Source organism: Acetobacter ghanensis (assembly GCF_001499675.1).
Lineage (GTDB): Bacteria > Pseudomonadota > Alphaproteobacteria > Acetobacterales > Acetobacteraceae > Acetobacter > Acetobacter ghanensis.
In genome coordinates, this window is sequence record NZ_LN609302.1 from 180,028 (window position 1) to 198,556 (window position 18,529).

Annotated in this window: 16 protein-coding genes and 3 pseudogenes; 7 read left to right on the forward strand and 12 right to left on the reverse strand. The window is 56.5% G+C overall.

Features of this window, described 5'->3' with window-relative positions; translation table 11 throughout:
* Positions 1 to 27: 27 nt before the first annotated feature.
* A complete protein-coding gene (locus tag AGA_RS00875; RefSeq protein WP_059022606.1) occupies positions 28 to 420 on the forward strand; it encodes a VOC family protein in 393 nt (130 codons plus the stop codon).
* A gap of 68 nt (positions 421 to 488) precedes the next feature.
* On the opposite strand, the gene AGA_RS00880 is transcribed toward AGA_RS00875, so the two are convergent.
* The gene (locus tag AGA_RS00880; RefSeq protein ID WP_157065360.1) at positions 489 to 1,976 is read right to left on the reverse strand and encodes a glucoamylase family protein; all 1,488 of its coding nucleotides are present in this window, start codon (positions 1,974 to 1,976) and stop codon (positions 489 to 491) included.
* Positions 1,977 to 2,098: 122 nt separating this feature from the next.
* Complete coding sequence (locus AGA_RS14295; RefSeq protein ID WP_264811839.1) at positions 2,099 to 2,227, reverse strand: hypothetical protein; 129 nt, start codon at positions 2,225 to 2,227, stop codon at positions 2,099 to 2,101.
* Between the two features lie 210 nt (positions 2,228 to 2,437).
* On the opposite strand from AGA_RS14295, the gene AGA_RS00885 reads away from it, so the two are divergent.
* Both AGA_RS00885 and AGA_RS00890 read left to right on the forward strand, forming a co-directional pair.
* On the forward strand, positions 2,438 to 2,929 hold the full coding sequence (locus AGA_RS00885; protein ID WP_059022607.1) for a hypothetical protein: 492 nt from the start codon (positions 2,438 to 2,440) through the stop codon (positions 2,927 to 2,929).
* A gap of 133 nt (positions 2,930 to 3,062) precedes the next feature.
* Complete coding sequence (locus AGA_RS00890; RefSeq protein ID WP_059022608.1) at positions 3,063 to 4,229, forward strand: nucleotide sugar dehydrogenase; 1,167 nt, start codon at positions 3,063 to 3,065, stop codon at positions 4,227 to 4,229.
* 26 nt (positions 4,230 to 4,255) lie between these two features.
* On the opposite strand, the pseudogene galE reads toward AGA_RS00890, so the two are convergent.
* The 8 genes and pseudogenes from galE to AGA_RS00930 all read right to left on the reverse strand — a co-directional run bounded on the left by galE (position 4,256) and on the right by AGA_RS00930 (position 11,396).
* Positions 4,256 to 5,241 (reverse strand): annotated as a pseudogene (galE, locus tag AGA_RS00895) (UDP-glucose 4-epimerase GalE).
* 36 nt (positions 5,242 to 5,277) lie between these two features.
* Positions 5,278 to 6,183, reverse strand: a complete 906-nt coding sequence (locus tag AGA_RS00900; protein WP_059022609.1) for a glycosyltransferase family 2 protein — start codon at positions 6,181 to 6,183, stop codon at positions 5,278 to 5,280.
* 47 nt (positions 6,184 to 6,230) lie between these two features.
* Positions 6,231 to 6,787: pseudogene (gene rfbC, locus AGA_RS00905) on the reverse strand (dTDP-4-dehydrorhamnose 3,5-epimerase).
* Positions 6,787 to 7,668: a glucose-1-phosphate thymidylyltransferase RfbA gene (gene rfbA / locus AGA_RS00910; protein WP_059022610.1), complete on the reverse strand. Its 882-nt coding sequence runs from the start codon at positions 7,666 to 7,668 to the stop codon at positions 6,787 to 6,789. Before rfbA ends, rfbC begins: the two are co-directional and overlap by 1 nt.
* Positions 7,665 to 8,720, reverse strand: coding sequence for a dTDP-glucose 4,6-dehydratase (gene rfbB, locus AGA_RS00915; RefSeq protein WP_059022611.1), 1,056 nt, complete (start codon positions 8,718 to 8,720; stop codon positions 7,665 to 7,667). The genes rfbA and rfbB overlap by 4 nt, the downstream gene beginning before the upstream one ends.
* 7 nt (positions 8,721 to 8,727) lie before the next feature.
* Positions 8,728 to 9,507 (reverse strand): ABC transporter ATP-binding protein, encoded by a 780-nt coding sequence (locus AGA_RS00920; protein WP_059022612.1) that lies wholly within the window; start codon positions 9,505 to 9,507, stop codon positions 8,728 to 8,730.
* A gap of 4 nt (positions 9,508 to 9,511) precedes the next feature.
* Positions 9,512 to 10,381 (reverse strand): ABC transporter permease, encoded by an 870-nt coding sequence (locus AGA_RS00925; protein ID WP_059022613.1) that lies wholly within the window; start codon positions 10,379 to 10,381, stop codon positions 9,512 to 9,514.
* A 154-nt stretch (positions 10,382 to 10,535) separates the two neighbouring features.
* Positions 10,536 to 11,396, reverse strand: a complete 861-nt coding sequence (locus AGA_RS00930) for an SDR family oxidoreductase (RefSeq protein ID WP_197556482.1) — start codon at positions 11,394 to 11,396, stop codon at positions 10,536 to 10,538.
* A gap of 414 nt (positions 11,397 to 11,810) precedes the next feature.
* On the opposite strand from AGA_RS00930, the gene rfaD reads away from it, so the two are divergent.
* Genes rfaD through AGA_RS00945 form a run of 3 tightly spaced genes read left to right on the forward strand, consistent with a single transcriptional unit; the run spans position 11,811 to position 15,483 of the window.
* Positions 11,811 to 12,824 carry an ADP-glyceromanno-heptose 6-epimerase gene (rfaD, locus tag AGA_RS00935; RefSeq protein ID WP_059022615.1) on the forward strand — a complete coding sequence of 338 codons (1,014 nt, stop codon included), beginning with the start codon at positions 11,811 to 11,813 and terminating at the stop codon, positions 12,822 to 12,824.
* Positions 12,825 to 12,875: 51 nt separating this feature from the next.
* Positions 12,876 to 14,330 (forward strand): D-glycero-beta-D-manno-heptose-7-phosphate kinase, encoded by a 1,455-nt coding sequence (gene rfaE1 / locus AGA_RS00940; RefSeq protein ID WP_059022616.1) that lies wholly within the window; start codon positions 12,876 to 12,878, stop codon positions 14,328 to 14,330.
* Positions 14,323 to 15,483, forward strand: a complete 1,161-nt coding sequence (locus tag AGA_RS00945) for an AGE family epimerase/isomerase (RefSeq protein WP_059022617.1) — start codon at positions 14,323 to 14,325, stop codon at positions 15,481 to 15,483. Before rfaE1 ends, AGA_RS00945 begins: the two co-directional genes overlap by 8 nt.
* 25 nt (positions 15,484 to 15,508) lie before the next feature.
* Here the strand turns inward: AGA_RS00945 and AGA_RS00950 are convergent.
* Both AGA_RS00950 and alr read right to left on the reverse strand, forming a co-directional pair.
* Positions 15,509 to 16,764 (reverse strand): annotated as a pseudogene (locus tag AGA_RS00950) (D-amino acid dehydrogenase).
* A gap of 28 nt (positions 16,765 to 16,792) precedes the next feature.
* Positions 16,793 to 17,935, reverse strand: coding sequence for an alanine racemase (gene alr, locus AGA_RS00955; RefSeq protein WP_059022618.1), 1,143 nt, complete (start codon positions 17,933 to 17,935; stop codon positions 16,793 to 16,795).
* A gap of 130 nt (positions 17,936 to 18,065) precedes the next feature.
* Here alr and AGA_RS00960 point away from each other — a divergent pair, with 130 nt between their 5' ends.
* Positions 18,066 to 18,527 carry an Lrp/AsnC family transcriptional regulator gene (locus AGA_RS00960; protein WP_059024559.1) on the forward strand — a complete coding sequence of 154 codons (462 nt, stop codon included), beginning with the start codon at positions 18,066 to 18,068 and terminating at the stop codon, positions 18,525 to 18,527.
* The last annotated feature ends 2 nt before the right edge of the window (positions 18,528 to 18,529 follow it).

An 18,529-nucleotide genomic window follows, 5' to 3' on the forward strand; every position in this document is an offset into this window, starting at 1 on the left:
GGACAGAAGAGGAGCTGTGTCGTTTTCATGCGCTTTACAGTCGATCGTCTGGACCATGTTGTCCTGACTGTGCGGGACGTTGAAATTTCTGCCTCGTGGTACCAGCGTGTGCTGGGCATGGAGCGGGAAGAATACGGGCGCAACAACCGCACAGCCCTGCGTTTTGGCGGGCAGAAGCTCAACCTCCGCCCGCATGATGCCGCAGGATGGGACACCGCAACCCACGCCCTGCCCGGCGGCAACGACCTGTGCTTTATTACCGCCATTACCAGCGAGGACGTGGTGGAACACCTTAAGGGCTGCGGCATTACCATTGTGGATGGCCCAGTCGCCCGCCTTGGCGCCATTGGCCCCATTACATCCGTTTATTGCCACGACCCGGATGAAAACCTGATCGAGATTGCATCTTACCAAGGGTAGCAACAAAAAACGGGTGTCCGTATGACCGGACACCCGTTGCTGCCGACTGACAAAGGCCGGGCCTTAATTTAACCCGTGTGAGCCTGTGTTTGCGCCTGTTGCTGCTGCTTGAGCCGCACCGCATCATCATGGTCCACAATGGTGTGGTGGGTTACCAGCCAGCCACCGCGGAAGCCTGCGCGCATTAACCCACGGCAGATAATCGGGTTTTCCTTCATGGTGTTCCACACCATGCCGTCCCGCCAGTTTTCCACCATCAGCAGAATCGGCCCCTGATCGATGCCAATATAGGTGTCATCCGCCCAGTAGGCCTGTTTGCCATCGTGATAGCTGGGGTTGAAGGCATCCACAAAGCCATAGGTGCTGTAAATGCGGTCCCCGTACTTGTCCTTCATGGTGCGCAGGGCGGGAATGGCCAGTTCGGGCGCGAAGGCAACAGACCCACCCGCCGCCGTGGGGGCCAGTGTGCCATCATCCAGCGTGTAGTCCCGCCCTACGCCACGCGCGGTATAGGCCATGAACTTGCGCTGCTGGCCGTTTTCCACCTTGGTGGTCTCGGCCGGGCCATCACTCGCAGTCAGGCCCCAGACGTTTGGCCCGTAATCCTGCCATTTGCCGGGGTTCTGTGTGGCGTAGGTCTTCTGGGCATAAACCGCACGGCGGCTGTTTTCGAAGTAATCAATCCCCGTGGAGCGGTTCCACTCATCCCGAATACCGCGAAAATCAATCCACGCATGGGTGTACTGGTGGCCAAACAGAGGGGCAAAGTTGAGGAAGGTCTGGCCATAGGACTCGCCCCAACGGTTTTTGTTGGTGGAAAGCCACGCCTGCCACGATGAAGGGTCCAGCGGATGCGTGGTGGAGCCAAGGCCCATCACATACAGCATCATCCCCTCGTTATATCCCTCCCAATAATTGGAGAGAAAGCCGTGTTCGGGCGACCAGCCCATGCTCAACCGGTTATCCGGGCGCAGCATCCACCGCCAGTCCACCCGGTCAAACAGCTTGCCTGCAAGGTCCCGGATCTCGGCCTCGGGTGCGGAATCATGCGTGTAATAGCTGCTGGCAAACAGCACACCCTGCATAAGCAGAGCCGTATCTATGCTGGACAGTTCAATATCCGAGCCAAGGCGCAGCCCGTTCTCCCGCTTGAGAAAATGGTAGAAGAAGCCATGAAAACCCGCAGCCTTGTCTGGCGTATCGTTCTGCGGCAACTGCCACAGGTAGCGCAGGGTTGTCAGGGTCCGGTCCACGGCCTGCTGGCGGTTAATGTAACCCCGGTCCGCACCAATGCCGTACGCCGTAAGTGCAAAACCGATAGAAGCCACGCTGGACTGGGTCTGGTCGGACGGGTAGCGGTCTGGCACCAGCCCGGTTTTTGGGTCCCCCGACTCCCAGAACCACAGAAAAGTCCGGTGTTCCAGATCCGCCAGAAAAGCCCTGTCCGTCTGGTCCGGGTGGAAGGGTGTGCTGGCCTGCTGCCGTGCCACAACGGAGGACGTAGCCGCCGCCTGCGCGCCCTCTGCCCCAAGGCCGGTCACCGCGCCAGACAGCATGAGAAGGGAAAGAAAAATCCGACCGGGTTTCTGTTTCTGCCAGCGTGCGGGCTGGCTGGTTTCTGTCCTGCTCCGTGCAAAAAAGCGCCTCAGTACCATCAGCCTTGTCTTCCTCAATCTGTTCATAACCGGCCCACTGCCACAGCAGGCATACCAATCCGTACCGGAGGTACGCTGCACACCCCGGCATTGCGCCCGCCAATATAGGGGGCAAGGCTGAACACCCGCCAGAGCAGGACGGGGCCAGCCATATGGACCTTACCGAATGTCAGAAAATATTCATCTTTCTGTTTGTGCCTCAAGGGCTACATGGCAAGCCACAGCCCAAACAGCATGTCTGCCCAGCCTCCTGCACACCAAGCCATACAGACGAACGCATTGTAAAACCGGACACAACCAGACAAAACCGCCACACCCGTTAGGGAACGCCTAACCATTGCAGCCCTGAACACAACCGACCCATGACATACCAATATAATCTTTTTCGGTTTTTTTATGAGCTTCTGGATGTTTTGGTCTCCCGGCTGGAATACAGCCTGCGGGGCCTTGCCACCAGCCATGTGCTCATCCCGCCGCCTGCGCAGAGCCACTCGTTCCTGATTATGCGGGCGGAAGAAAAAGAGGGAAAAACCTTTTACAAACCGGCTTATTACCTGTTTGCCAAAACCCGCGAGCGGTTGCGCGGTTATTTTGCAAAAGGCGAAGGCAGGCTTTTTCTGGACAACACACGGCACTGCCTGCTGATTGCCTTTGCAGATTCCACACTGGTTGTGGGGCGGGACGCCACCATAACCGATTACCACCCCCACTCCTTTGAGACGCTGCTGGCCCTGAAGGCCCATCTGCGCGACATCAAACTGGGCAAATATGCTGAAGAGTATGTGATTTTGCCCAAAAAGACCGCCATCCCGGTCCGTCCGGCCTCCCTCAAGCAGCGCGTGCAGGCGCGCTAGGTCTGCCGGACCACGGTCTTCCGCCCCCAAGGCCACGCCCCAAAACAGCGTGACGGATTTTTTCCGCTCATGTATTGCAACGGCATACTGAACCGGGGCCACACGGCCCGGTTGCGCAGGCTGGGGAGAGGTTATGAAAATTGCAGTTGTCGGTCTGGGGTATGTCGGCCTGTCCAACGCCATTCTGCTGGCCCAGCATCATGATGTGATGGCCGTTGATGTGGATGCCAGCCGGGTCAACAAGGTGAATAACCGGGAATCCCCCATTATTGACACCGAGATTGAAGATTACCTGCGCCACAAACCCCTCTCGCTCACCGCGACAACAGACCTTGCAGCCGCAGCCCACGGCGCCAGCTTTGTCATTATTGCCACCCCCACCAATTATGACGCGCAGGAAAACTATTTCGACACATCCTCCGTTACGGATGTGATTGCTGGCGTAAGCGCCATAAACCCCGACGCCACCATTGTTATCAAATCCACCATTCCGGTTGGCTTTGTGGAGCAGGTCCGGGCGGATATGCAGACCGATCAGGTCATCTTTTCCCCCGAATTCCTGCGCGAAGGCCGTGCGTTATATGACAACCTGCACCCTTCCCGCATTATTGTGGGCGAGCGCAGTGAACGGGCGGAACGCTTTGCCGCGCTGATGGTGGAAGGGGCCATTAAAAAAGACGTCCCCATCCTGTTTACCGAGGCAACGGAAGCCGAGGCCATCAAGCTGTTCGCCAACACCTACCTTGCCATGCGGGTTGCGTTCTTTAACGAACTGGACAGCTACGCACTGGCCCGTGGCATGGATACGCGCCAGATTATAGAAGGCGTATGCCTGGACCCCCGCATAGGCCAGCACTACAACAACCCATCCTTTGGGTATGGCGGCTACTGCCTGCCAAAAGACACAAAACAGCTTTTAGCCAACTACATGCAGGTGCCCCAGAACCTGATCCGCGCCATTGTGGATGCCAACCGGACCCGCAAGGACTTTCTGGCCGACCAGATTCTGGCCCTGAACCCCAAGGTGGTTGGCATTTACCGGCTGGCCATGAAGACCGCGTCCGACAATTTCCGGCAAAGCTCCATTCAGGGCATTATGAAGCGGCTCAAGGCCAAGGGCATAGAAATTATTGTGTATGAGCCCGCCATGAAGGAAGACCTGTTTTTTGGCTCCCGCGTAGTGCGCAATCTGGAGGAGTTCAAGGCGCTCTCCTCCATTATTGTCAGCAACCGGCACCACCCCGAACTGGCGGATGTAAAAGACCGCGTCTTTACCCGCGACCTGTTTGGGAGCGACTGACGCGCCCCCAAAACACGGGCTGGCCGTTAGTCCCCGTACCCGTTGGGGTGTTTTTCGCGCCAGCGGAAGGCTGTTTCCACTATTCTATCCAGCTCGCCCCATTGGGGCTGCCAGCCTGTATCCTTACGCAAGGTAGTGGAATCCGCCACCAGCACGGCAGGGTCCCCCAACCGGCGCGCTGCCGGTTCCCACGGCACAGTCAGACCGCTAACGCGCGCCACGCTCTGAATGACCTCGAGGTTGGAATAACCGTGGCCATTGCCAAGGTTGTACACAACGCTCCGCTCCTCGATCTGGTCCAGCACCCGAATGTGCGCATCAGCCAGATCCGCCACGTGAATATAATCCCGAATGCAGGACCCATCCCGCGTTGGGTAGTCCGTACCAAACAGCTTGAGCGCAGGCCTGCGACCCAACGCAGCATCAATGGTTAGGGGAATAAGGTGGGTTTCCGGTCCGTGGTCTTCCCCCGCGCGGCCCTGCGGGTCTGCCCCGGCGGCATTGAAGTAGCGCAGGCAGGCGCTCTTTAACCCATACAGGCTGTCCGCCCAATGCAGGGCGCGCTCAATCATGAACTTGCTCTCCCCATACGGGGAGCCGGGCTGGATCAACGCTGTTTCAGGAATAGGGTCTGCACGTTCGGGGCCGCCAAACAGAGCCGCGGTGGACGAAAAAACAAACTTTTTAACGCCATGCAGCGCGCAAGCCTGCACAAGGTTCAGGCTCGTCAGATAATTCTGGCGCAGATAATAAAAAGGATCGGCCATGCTCGCCCCAACAAGCGAGAGTGCGGCAAAGTGCAGCACGCCATCCCATTTTTGCCCGGCCACAACATCCACCGTGTCCTGATAATCTATCAGGTCGACCGTATGGACCTTTGCGGCCGCGGGCACGGCACCACGGTGCCCGGTGCTAAAGTTGTCCAGTACATCCACCTCGTGCCCTGCATCCAACAAAGCCAGCACAACATGGCTGCCAACAAAACCGGCCCCCCGGTTACCAAATACCGCACGCGATCCCCCTGATGATAAGATACTTTACAGTGGCGTCACCCAAGTAGCACCCAAACGTAAAATAAAAATGTCTCGGCAAAAGTCTGCCTTTTCATTTTCATGCGTAAAACACTCAGAAAACGAATCCGCTGGTTGCGCGGAGCCAGACATGCAAGCTGCCGTCTGGATGTGTCTGCCAGCAGGTTTTCCCTTTGTCGTAAGGCTGTGATGTGTGACCGAAACAGGTTCATAAAGTGTTTTGGCCCACGCAGCAATGCGGCAACCAGACGCTTGTAAAAGCTTTTTTTATGACCAATGGCATTATGACCATGCTGCCTGTACAATATGGTCGCTTCATCATCATACAGACAACGCCCCCCGGCTGCGGCGACAACAATATAAGACCACCAGTCATGATAAATGTTGGCTGGCACGGTAAATTGGTTAATCACCCTTACAGCCTCGGCATTAAGGGCCATTGTGCACCCGGTTGCAACATTCTGCGCCAGACAGTCTGGGAACAAGGGGACAAACTGCAAACGGTCGGAGGTCCCCAGCGGGCGCAGCTGTGCATCTACAACCCTCTGACGGGAAAAGTAGAGCGCAGGTAATTGAGAATCATATGCAGAAAGAACAGCGTAGGCTCTCGCAATTTTTTCTGGCAGCCACACATCGTCCTGATCTGCAAACATAACGCAGTCATCCGCCTGCATCATGGTGCCTGCGAATTTGAGTAACGTTAAAAAGCTGGCATAGGGACCAAGGTTATGATTAATTTCTGAAAAATTTGTGCATTTTCCGGTTTCTTTTATAAAATCATTCATAATGGACACAGTATTGTCCACAGACCCGTCATCCCTCCACAGAATATGCCAGTTCTGGACGGTCTGATTTTGCAAGCTTTCCAACTGTTCCTTAAGGAATTTTCCTCCATTATACGTGGAAAGCAGAATATAGATCATAATTCAAAAAACCTTGATGCCGTATCAAGACAAAGTCCAACAGACTGTCAGTATTGAAACCAGTTATCCTGAGGATTAAACAAGGGGGCTTCCCTGTCCTTGTCTGACAGAACAGCCTCTTCTGCCCCAACAGGCCACGGCAGAGCCAGTGCCGGGTCATTCCACCGCACAGACCGTTCGCAGTCTTTGGCATAAGAAGCCGTGACTTTATACAGCACCTCGGTATTGGGAACCAATGCGCAAAAACCGTGTAAAAAACCGCATGGTATCCAGATTTGTGTCCAGTTTTCTACAGACAGTTCTGCCGCCACCCACTGGCCATATGTGGGTGAACCCTGCCGGATATCGACCGCTACATCCCATATTGCCCCCCGCAGTACCCGCACCAGTTTACCTTGGGCATACGGTTCTGTCTGGCAGTGCAGCCCTCGCACTGTTCCTTTCTGCGCTGAAAAACTCTGGTTATCCTGCACGAATGTAGACGGAACCTCGTGCGCCTTCAGTTTATCCGCATTCCATGTTTCAGAAAAAAACCGCGTTCATCAGCAAATTTTTGTGGTGTTATCAGAAGAACATCAGGGATGGATAGTTTTTGTACGTTCATCAAATGTCACGCCCATCACTCACATGCCGCAAAATACGGCCTAGTTCTGTTTTTCCCATCCGCTCCGCCAAGGTTTGAACCTGCTCTGCGGTAATATACCCTTTGCGGTAGGCAACCTCCTCCGGGCTACCAACCAGATTGCCTTGCCGGTCCTGAATGGTCTGCACAAAATTAGCAGCCTGCAAAAGGGATTCTGGCGTTCCGGCATCCAGCCATGCTGTGCCGCGCCCCAACCGTTCCACGTTCAGCGTCCCTTCGCGCAGATAAATCGTATTGAGGTCCGTAATTTCCAGCTCCCCCCGTGCGGAAGGCTTGAGCGTTCTGGCAAATTGGGTCACCCGGTGGTCGTAAAAATATAAACCGGTCACAGCCCAGCTTGACGTTGGGTTTTGCGGCTTTTCAATAATATCAACGGGCTTTCCACCCTCATCAAAAAACACGACCCCATATCGCTCCGGGTCTCTGACCTGATAGGCAAAAACTGTTGTCCCTGTCTGGCGGGATGCAGCCGCCCCCAACAGCATAGAGAGGTGGTCCCCATGCAGCAGGTTGTCCCCCAGCACCAGCGCACAGGCATCGCCGGCAATCCAGTCTTCTCCAATCAGAAAAGCTTGTGCAAGTCCATCTGGGCTAGGCTGTTCCGCGTAAGCAATGCGAAGACCCAAGTGCCCACCATCCCCAAACAGCCGCCGGAATTGAGGCAGGTCCGCAGGGGTGGAAATAATCAGCACATCCCGAATACCCGCCAGCATAAGCGTGCAAAGTGGGTAGTAAATCATGGGTTTATCAAAAACAGGCAATAACTGCTTGGAGGTTGCCAAGGTCATGGGGTGCAGCCGTGTTCCGGCACCTCCAGCCAGAATAATGCCTTTTTGAATCATGATTTGGCTCCAAGGCGCTGGCCTGCATAGGACTGGTTGCGAATACCCTGCCACCATGAGCGGTTTGCCACATACCATGCAATGGTTCTGGCCAACCCCTGTTCAAAATCATGCGCGGCAGACCAACCCAAGGCGGTTTCCACCCCCGTTGGGTCAATTTCGTACCGTTGGTCATGCCCCGGCCGGTCCGCCACATATGTTATCAGCCTGTCCCGCGCCCCCTTGGGGCTGGGCATGATCTGGTCCACCATAGCGCATATGGTTTTGACCACCTCGCTGTTACTGCGGGGTTGGCGGGCGCCAATACAGTAGGTCTGCCCCGGCACGCCACGTGTCAGCACCATCAGCAGAGCCTGAGCGTGGTCCTCTACGTACAACCAGTCGCGGATATTGCTCCCGTTGCCGTAAACCGGCAAAGGCTGCTCCTCAATGGCGTTAATAATCATCAAGGGAATCAGCTTTTCGGGAAACTGCCAGGGCCCATAATTGTTTGTTGTATTGGAAACAATAAGCGGTAGACCGTAAGTATGCATCCACGCCCGTGCCAGATGGTCTGACGCCGCCTTGGTTGCCGAATACGGGCTCCGTGGATCATACGCCGTGTGTTCGTTAAAACATGTTCCATCATCAGGCAAAGATCCGAACACCTCATCCGTTGAGATGTGATGGAAACGGAACCGGGATTTTTTATCACCCGCAAGCGTGGCAAAATAGGACCGGGCGGCCTCAAGCATAACAAATGTTCCCATAACATTTGTCTGCATAAAGGCGGCTGGGCCATCTATGGAGCGATCCACATGGCTTTCTGCTGCAAGGTGCATAACCGCATCCGGTTTATACTCGGCAAAGACCTTTTGGATACCTTCAGAATCACAAATATCCATTTTCACAGCGGTATAGTTGGGATGCCCGCATACATCCGCCAGCGCGTGGGAGGTGGCCGCATAGGTCATCTTGTCGATATTGACCACCTGATGACCGGCCTGCTGAATGGCGTGCCGGACGACAGCCGAACCAATAAAACCGTAACCGCCTGTTATCAGGATTTTCATGATGCCGTTACCCTACCACATGCCCTGCGGCCAGCGCTTCAAAATCCTCTTTGGGCAGGTAGGATGCAAAAACATCCATGGGAGGGCCATCGGCTCTAATTTCCCCATTATCCAGCCAGATCAGCCTGTTAGTCCATTCCAGCATGATGGAGGGCGAATGACTGGCCAACACCAGAATATCAGCCCCGGCTACCATACCTTCGACCCGTTTTCTGGCTTTGCCCATAAAATTGGCGTCCCCGGCCAGTATCCACTCATCCATAAGAACAATATCTGGTGGAAGAGACGTGGCCATACCGAATGCTAGCCGAATGACCATGCCGCTTGAATAGCTCCGCACGGGCATGTCCATAAAATGCCCTATATCCGTAAACTCTTCGATATCCTGCTCTAATCTAACAATCTGCGCTTTGCTGAGCCCCAGATAGTACCCTCGTAGCCAGATATTCTCCCGCCCTGTCAGGTCTGTATTCATACCCTGTTCAGGGTCTAGGAGAGAAATAACCTTTCCCTCTATGGATAAAGACCCTTTTGTTGGTTGGTAAATACCGGAAAGCGTGCGCAATAATGTTGTTTTTCCAGACCCATTGGCCCCAACCAGACCTAGCCTGTCCCCCGCTTTGAGCGAGAAGGAAATGTTTTTAAGCGCCTGCACGCTCAACCTGTTTTTCTCATCCGTGGCAAAACGTGATGAGACTTTGCCTAACAACGCTTTTTTGAGCGACCTTGTCTGCGCATGATACAAGGAAAACCCTATGGAAATATCGGAAGCAATTAAATAGGTCATGCCCCTACACCCAGAATGCTATGCGGCCACGGCAGCGGGCAAAACCAAAAAATGAGACAACAACAACCATTATGGAAATGCACAGCGCAGCCAGCACCTGCACAAGGTCAAACCCTTTACCCAGTAACGGGTCACGCACAATATCCAGAAGATAAACAAACGGGTTGAATTTTACTAATTCCATCGCCACAGAATGACTTTTGAGAATATCCACCTGCCATAAAATAGGGGTCAAAAAAAATGCAATTTGCATAACAGCCGATATAATAGGCGGAATATCCCGAAACCGCGCACAAACCGCTCCCAAAAAGAGGGACAGGGCCACGGCATCCACCATCCATAACAGCAGACCAAAAACGCTCTGCACCAGACTAAACGAGAGATGCGCGCGGGTTAACACAAGCACAATAAGCAGTATGACCGCGTTATGCGCCATAACAATAGTATTCCGCACCACGCACCTTGCCGCATGAACCAGAAACGGAATTCTGTTCCCCTTGATTAGCGTTTCTGATGCTATGAAGCAGCCGCTCCCTTCCAGCACCAGGGCGGTCAGATAGTTCCACAAAATCATGGATGCCGTAAGATATGGCAGGTAGGAGCGGAGCTGAAGGTGAAAAAGATCGGCGTAAAGAAAAGCCATGGCCCCGATCTGAACCCCCATGGAGATTGTGAGCCAGAAGGGGCCAAGGGTGGAACCACGGTAACGCTGTTTAATGTCCGACAAGGCCAGCGCCCAGATGAGCCGAAAAAAACGTGCGCCCTCACCCAGATCCGCCAATGCGAGCTGAATCCGCTGCCGCCACCCGCTATCTGCCGCAAGCGTAAAATAAACCGTTTTCTGGTCTGTTTGCGGTGGCGCAGGCTCAGGCATTATACTCTAACCTCTGAGTGGAGCAGGTGTGCAAGCCATACATACCCTACAAAAAACAGAATATGCCAACACGTTGTTTTATCGACCGCTTATGGTGCACAACATTATACAGGCTTTTGCCGTTTTTCAACAGACCCGCCCCACCCGCGCCCCTTTAAAAAGACTGCCTTATGTAGGCCTCAAGGTCCTCTTCCCACTGGCCGGGCCGGGGGCCATCCAGCAGCGGCAGGTAAAGCGAGGTCATAACTTCCGCCTCGGCACGCGGGGCGGCTAGTGGAAATTCGGCTGAGCGGACAGCGGTAATACGCACATCCCGGCCCAATATGGCGGCAACCTGACGGGCGATCATAAACCGTGTTACCCCGCCCCGGCTGGCATAATGCACGGTGCCAAAGCACCTTTGCCGAATACTCCACGCAATAAACTGGCTGAGCTGAAAAGCTGATGTCATAGAACCAAACTTGTCATTCACGGCTCTAATTTCCGTAGCGCCGCCTTCAAGCTGGTCAATTATTTTTCCAACAAACTTGTGGTCGCGCCCCCGCCCGCCACCAATCATCCACCCTGCCCGTATAATAAAATGATGCGTCGGGCAGATGAGCCGCACAGCCTGCTCGCCCAGCAGCTTGGAGCGGCCATAATAATTTGGCGGAGCGGGGCTATCCAGTTCGTTGAATTCCAACCCACCCTGCCCGCCAAACACGTAGGATGTGGACACGTATAGCAGCCAGGCCCCCAGCTTTGCCGCGGCCCTTGCAACCATGTCCGTTGCAAGGTGGTTGCACACACCGGCCCGCTGCGGGTCACGCTCACACAAATCAACATTGGTTTCGGCCGCCAGATGCAAAATAACATCGGGCTTTTCCGCCATAATATACTCATAAACCTGCTGGGGGGCGGTCAGGTCAAACCGGGCACGGTCCACCTTGTGCAGGTCAACGGGCGCATCTGCCAAGGCGGTGCAAACATAGCCACCGAGCATACCAGTGGCCCCCGTTACCAGAACTTTTTGCACACCAGCGCTCCCCATTTGCACAACAGCGACTACCCCTGTGGTTGGACGGTTTCCACTTTACTGTCAACAACACGCTCGCAGCACAATACAGCTTAAATATACCCGTCCACGCTCCATAATAATGGCCACAAACAGCCCCGCATTTAGGGCAATATCCATACATGGTTGAACAAGTCTGCCCTCACACCACCAGTCTGCGGTGTAAGGTGCGGCGTTCCATCCCCCAACCGGGGCACCTGCGCCCTTTTTCTCCGTTTGCCTGTTTTCCACAGTGCATTTAGTATCGGCTGGCAGATGGGGGCCTCCACGCTGCCCGCTTTATGTCAGAACCACCGCGCGTGGATACACAACAACAGGTTTGCCGCGTATGCTCGCTATGTTCTCCCCTCTCCCCAATCTGGCGTTCTAAAGGTCATGGCACAGCGTCTTATTGTTACAGGTGGTGCCGGGTTTATTGGCAGCAACATCATACACGGGCTTAACCAGCGTGGCCTGAGCAATATTATTGCCGTGGACAACCTGACCAATGGCGACAAGGCCCTTAATCTGGCTGACCTTGCGATTAGTGACTACGTGGACAAGGACAGTTTTTACGATGCCCTGCTTGCCGGGCATTTTGGGCAGATCGACGCCATTTTTCATGAAGGGGCGTGCTCTTCCACCACAGAGCAGAATGGCCGCTACATGATGGCCAATAATTATGAAACCAGTAAAAAACTGCTCACCTACTGCCAGCGCACCGGCACACGCCTGCTTTATGCCTCCAGCGCGGCAACCTACGGCGCATCCACCACATTTACAGAAGACCCGGCTTACGAAAAACCCTTGAATGTTTATGGTTATTCCAAACTTCTGTTTGACCAAATTGTAAGGCGCGCCCTGCCCGAACTAGCAACACAGGTGGTGGGGTTCCGCTACTTTAATGTGTATGGCCCGCGTGAGCAGCACAAAGGGGGCATGGCCTCCGTGGCTTTTCACAACTTCAACCAGTTTATGGCGGATGGCTGCGTCCGGCTGTTTGGGGAATACGGGCAGTGCCAGCCGGGGGAGCAGAGGCGCGACTTTCTTGCTGTTGGCGATCTGGTTGCCGCCAAGCTTTGGTTTTTTGACCACCCCGACCAGAGTGGCGTGTTCAACTTAGGCACCGGCAGGGCGCAACCGTTCAATGATGTTGCAACCACTGTGGTCAACACCGTGCGTGCTCAAAAAAACCTGCCCCCACTGACCAAAGCAGACATGGTCAGCTCCGGTGTGCTGCGTTACGTCCCCTTCCCTGACAAACTGCGTGGCCGTTACCAGTGTTTTACGCAGGCAGACATGCGTGCCCTACGCGCTACAGGCTGCAATGTGCCCTTTAGGGATGTTGCACAGGGGGTGTCGGACTATGTCCGGCAGCTCATCACCTCCCGGTCGGGTCTTATGGCATGACCCTGCTTCCACCTTGCGGGCCTGCGCCCGCGCCAGTCGGTATGATCGTCCATGATTGAAAATTTTGAATTCGGGCGCCTCGTCGTTATCGGCGATCTGCTTCTGGACCAGTATGTATTCGGCTCGGTGGAGCGCATTTCTCCCGAGGCTCCCGTGCCCGTGCTGCGCAAGGCCCGCCAGAGCGCCGTGCCCGGCGGTGCAGCCAATGTGGCGGTCAACGCGGCGGCCCTCGGCTGCTCCGTCAGCCTCATCGGCGTTGTGGGGCCGGATGATAACGCACAGACTCTGCGCCACGCACTGGGCAAGTGGCCCGGCATTACCATACAAGGGCTGGTAACGGAGCCGGACTGGGCGACCATCTCCAAACTGCGTGTGGTCAGTGGTCACCAGCAGATTGTCCGTATTGATGATGAAACCATCATCAATTTTTCCACCGCTACCCAAGACAGCCTGATCGCGCAGACCGTTGCCGCACTAGACAACGCGGATGTGCTGATCTGCTCGGATTACGCAAAGGGCGTTCTGTCCGACCATGTGCTTCAGGCGGTTATCCAGCACGCACGGGCCAAAAACATACCCGTTATCGTGGACCCCAAGCGCAAGAATTTTTCGGCCTATCGCGGCGCTACCCTCATTACCCCCAACCGGGCGGAAATGGCGGTGGCAACCGGCCTGCCCCTGCGCAGCAATGCCGATATTGAAAAAGCCGCCCGCGTGGTTTCCGACCAGTTTGGCGGGGATGTACTGGTCACCCGGTCCGAAGAGGGCATGACCCTGTGGCAGCGTAACGGCCATGTCCGGCATCAGGTCGCACGCAAATCCGAGGTGTACGATGTCTCCGGTGCGGGGGATGCGGTGGTGGCTACCATTGGGAGCGTGCTCTCCGCCGGGCAGGATCTGGATACGGCCATTGTCATTGCCACGGTTGCGGCCTCCATTGCCGTTAGCAAGCTGGGCACTGCGGCCGTCACCCGGGCGGAACTCAGTGCTGAACTCAAGGAAGACAGCCCCGATACGGGCCTCATCGCCTCGTGGTCACAGGCCTGTGCCATCATGCGCAAATGGCACCAGCATGGGGCGAGTGTTGTGTTCACCAATGGCTGTTTTGACCTGCTGCACCCCGGCCACGTCTCCCTTCTTCATGCCGCGGCACAAAAGGGGGATAAACTGGTTGTGGCCATTAACAGCGATGCCTCGGTCAGGCGGCTTAAAGGCCCAACCCGCCCCGTGCAGGACGAAACCGCACGAGCCACCGTTATCCGCGCATTGCGGGATGTGGATATGGTGGTGATTTTTGATGAAGACACACCACTGGAACTCATTACCGCCCTCAAACCCGACGTGCTGGTTAAAGGTGCGGACTATACGGAGGATACCGTAGTCGGGGCGGACGTGGTTAAGGCCGCTGGGGGACGAGTGGAACTGGTCACACTGGTGGAGGGCTGCTCCACCAGCAATCTGGTCCGCAAAATGAATACCCCCCGCTCAGATACTACCAATGCCTGACCCCGCGCCCCAAGGCCCGGCCACATGCTGGGCAGGCTGGATGGTGGGCGAGGCTCTGCCGCTCTGGAGCAGTGCTGGCTACAACCAGCCCCGCCGCCTGTACCATGAGCGACTGACGTTTGACGCCACCCCCATACCCCTGCCGCACCTACGCCTGATGGTGCAGGCACGCCAGATTGCCACGTTCTGCCAAGCCGAATTGGATGGTGTTTTTAACGCAGGCAGCACCGCTCTGGACTGCCTGCACGAAGTTCAGGCGCGGTACTGGCGGGCGGATGGGCAACCCGGTTGGGTTTTTGCGCTGGGGCCAGATGGCCAACCATCCAGTAGCGTGCGGGACCTGTATGCCCATGCGTTTATTCTGTTCGCCCACGCGTGGGCCTACCGCCTGAGCGCAGACCCCGCACTACTCAAGATCGTACACAAAACTATCGCAGACGTGGACGCTATTTTTCACGCCCCCTGCGGCGGTTTTTGGGATGCCATGCCCCGGCCAGACGGTCTGCGCCGGCAAAACCCGCATATGCATCTGCTGGAAGCGTATCTGGCCCTTTTTGAAGCCACGACCGACCAGTTCTATCTGGACCGCGCCCAAGGTCTTGTTGCTCTGGCACTCAACCGGTTTATCAGCCCGCGCAGTGGTCTGTTGCTGGAATTTTTTGGCCCCGACTGGGCCCCCTGCAAGGATTTTGGGCAAAACCCGGTGGAGCCGGGCCATCTGTTTGAATGGTCATGGCTGCTCACCAGCTACACCACCCTCAACCCCACGGACCCGCTGGCCACACACATCCAGACAGTGGCCGAGCGGCTTTTTCAGGCCGGATGGCAGCACGGTGTCACGCAGAATACTGTGCGTGATGGCATAATGGATGATGGCACCCTCAGCCACACCAGCATCCGCATATGGCCCCAGACCGAACTGGCCCGCCTGCTGGCCTGCCGCCAGACAAACGGGGCAGGCAACGCAGCCGAGACAGACCTTCTGGCACACCTGACGCGGACCTTTTTTACCACATTTGCGCCCAAGCACCTACGTGGCGGCTGGATTGACCGCTTTGACGCCCTTGGCAAACCGGCCGTGGACCATATGCCCGCCAGTTCGCTGTACCACATTTATGGTGCGACCCGCGCACAGCCTGCCGCCACCCCGTAGGGCCTCCCGCCTTACGGCCGCGCCATCAGGGCCGGTAACGGGACAGGCTCAGGTCCTCATACGCAATGTCCGGCTTGCGGTTGGACATAATATCCGCCAGCACACGGGCCGAACCACAGGCCATGGTCCAACCGAGGGTGCCGTGCCCCGTATTGGTGTACAGGTTATCCAGCCCAGTGCGACCAATAATGGGTGTGCCGTCCGGTGTCATGGGGCGCAAACCGGTCCAGAACTGGGCCGCAGGCACATTGCAGCAGTCGGGGAACAGGTCTGTTACCGAGTGTTCCAGCGTCTCCCGCCGAGGCGCGCGCAGGCGTGTGCTAAACCCGGCCAGTTCCGCCGTACCCCCCACACGAACACGGTCCCCCAGCCGGGTAATACCAATTTTAAAGGTCTCGTCCATAATGGTGGAAACCGGCGCGCGGGAGGCATCGGTTATGTCCGCCGTAAGGGAATACCCTTTGACCGGGTAAATAGGGAGATCCAGCCCCAAAGGCCTGACCAGAGCGGGAGAAAAACTCCCCAGCGAGAGCACATAGCTCTCCGCCGTCAGTACCCCGCGTGATGTTTCCACCCCTGTTACACGCCCGCTTTCCGTCAGAATTTTGCGAATGCTGGTGTTATACAAAAAGGTAACACCCGCCGCCTGCGCCATATCCGCCAGAGTTTGGGAGAACTTGAAGGCATCTCCCGTCTCATCCCCCGGCAGGCGCAGACCACCCACAATTTTGTGAGAAGACGCGGCCAGACCGGGTTCGGCCTGCACGCACTGCGCGGCACTGAGTTCCTCATACGGCACATTGTACTGCCTGAGCACGGCAATATCCTGCGCAACCGCATCCATCTGCTTTTGGGTCCGGAACACCTGCAAGGTGCCCTGCTGCCGGTCATCATAGGTAATGCCGGTCTGGCGGCGCAGGTCGCACATAACGTCCCGGCTATATTCCGCCAGCCGCACCATACGGCCTTTGTTGCGGTCGTAGGCCGGGGTGTTGCAGTTCTCCAGCATCTGCACCAGCCACTTCCACAGATGCGGGTCGGGCATGGGCCAGAACACAAAGGGCCTATACTTCATCAACAGCCACTTCATGGCTTTAAACGGCACCCCCGCCCCGCCCATGGCGCCGAATATCCGGGCGAAACCTGTCCCGCATTGGCAAAGCTGGTCTCCAACCCTGCGCCGGGCTGGCGGTCCACCACCGTAACCTCGTGCCCCGCCTGCGCCAGATACCAGGCGGTTGTTACACCCACAACACCACTGCCCAGAACAAGAACTTTCATGATCTTACTCTTCCCTGCTGTCCTGCCCTCAGGCAGCGCGTGTATAATTGCGATGATAACGATGCCCGAGCGATGTCAGGACCTCGTAGCCAATCGTGCCTTCGGCGGCGGCCACATGGTCAACGCCGTATGTCTCGTTCAGAAGTTCCACCATGCCATCGGCCTCAAGCTGCCCTTCGGGAATGGTGGAAATATCCACGGTCATGGAATCCATGGAAATCCGGCCCAGTATGGGCAGCCGGTGCCCACGGAACCACGCACATCCCTTGGCGCGGGCACGAACAAATCCATCCGCATAACCCACGGCAATGGTTGCCACGCGGCATGGACCATCGGCCCGCCATGTCAGCCCGTAGCCTACCCGGTCCCCCCGGCTTAATGTGCGGGTCTGCAACACATGGGCTTTTAGCCCCACAACAGCCCGCAAGGGGTTGGGTTCGTGCGGATGCGGGGCCACGCCATACAGCGCAGCACCCGGACGCACGAGGTTAAAGTGATAATCAGGCCCCAAAAACACACCGGAGGAGGCCGCAAGGCTAAGCGGCGCGCGCACGGGTAACAGGGCTGCATACTCTTTAAGGCGTGCAGCCTGTTCCGCATTAGCGGGGTTTGTGCGTTCATCCGCGCAGGCCAAATGACTCATGACCAGTTCTACCGTCAGGCCATCCAGCAGGTCCGGTTGCTCTGCCAGATGCTGCACATCCTGCGCGGAAAGCCCAAAGCGGGACATGCCCGTATCCAGTTGCAGCACAACACCCGGCGCACGCTGCTGTTTGCGCGCCACGGCACGGACCCACGCAATCTGCTCCAGACTGTTCAGCACCGGCCGCAACCCGTGTGCCAGACAAGCTTCCACCGCATCGGGCCGGGGGCCGTGCAGGACGGTAATGCCCGCCTGCGCGCCAACGTGCTGGCGTAGGGCCAGCCCCTCATCCACATGTGCCACAAAAAACTGTGTTGCCCCGGCCTGTTCCAGCACAGGGGCCAGCTGCGCCACCCCTAGCCCATAGGCATCCGCCTTGACCACAGCCGCACACACCGCATGAGGCACCCGCTCCCTGAGCAGACGATAATTCTGGGCGATCGCTTCCAGATTAACGGTTAGCACCGCCCCGGCACGTTGTGCGGGCCAGCCTGCATGAACGGGAGAGGAAGCTTGGGTCACGGGCATATCCGTTCTGTTACGATATCAGAATTTTACCGCACTCTTTATGGCATATCCTGCCATTGTGGTGCATGATTAGTGCGTGTTCGCTTTATTTCTGCACAATATTGCAGCAAAAACCAGCAAAAGACAGATTATGCAAGATCGCCTGAACGAGGCCATTCTCCGCCACCTGCGCCACGATGGCCGCCTAAGCAACGCTGAACTGGCCGAGCGCATAGGGCTGTCCCCTTCCGCGTGCCTACGGCGCGTTAAAATGCTGGAAAAAGAAGGCATTATACGCGGTTATCAGGCCATTATAGCCCGCCGCAACGCGCCCCCCGTTGCCACGATTATTGTGCAGATCACGCTGGAACGGCAGACAGAAGAATGCCTGCGCCGCTTTGAAAGCCGCATCCGCGAATGCCCGGATGTGAAGGAATGTTACCTGATGACCGGCGATGCCGATTACCTGCTACGGGTAGAGGCGCGGGATATGCAGGATTACGAACGCATCCATAAGGAAGAACTGTCCCGTATGCCCGGCGTTGTGCGGATTCAGAGCAACTTTGCCATCCGCCCCGTGGTCCAGCAGGAAAAAGGGCAAACCAGCGCATAAAA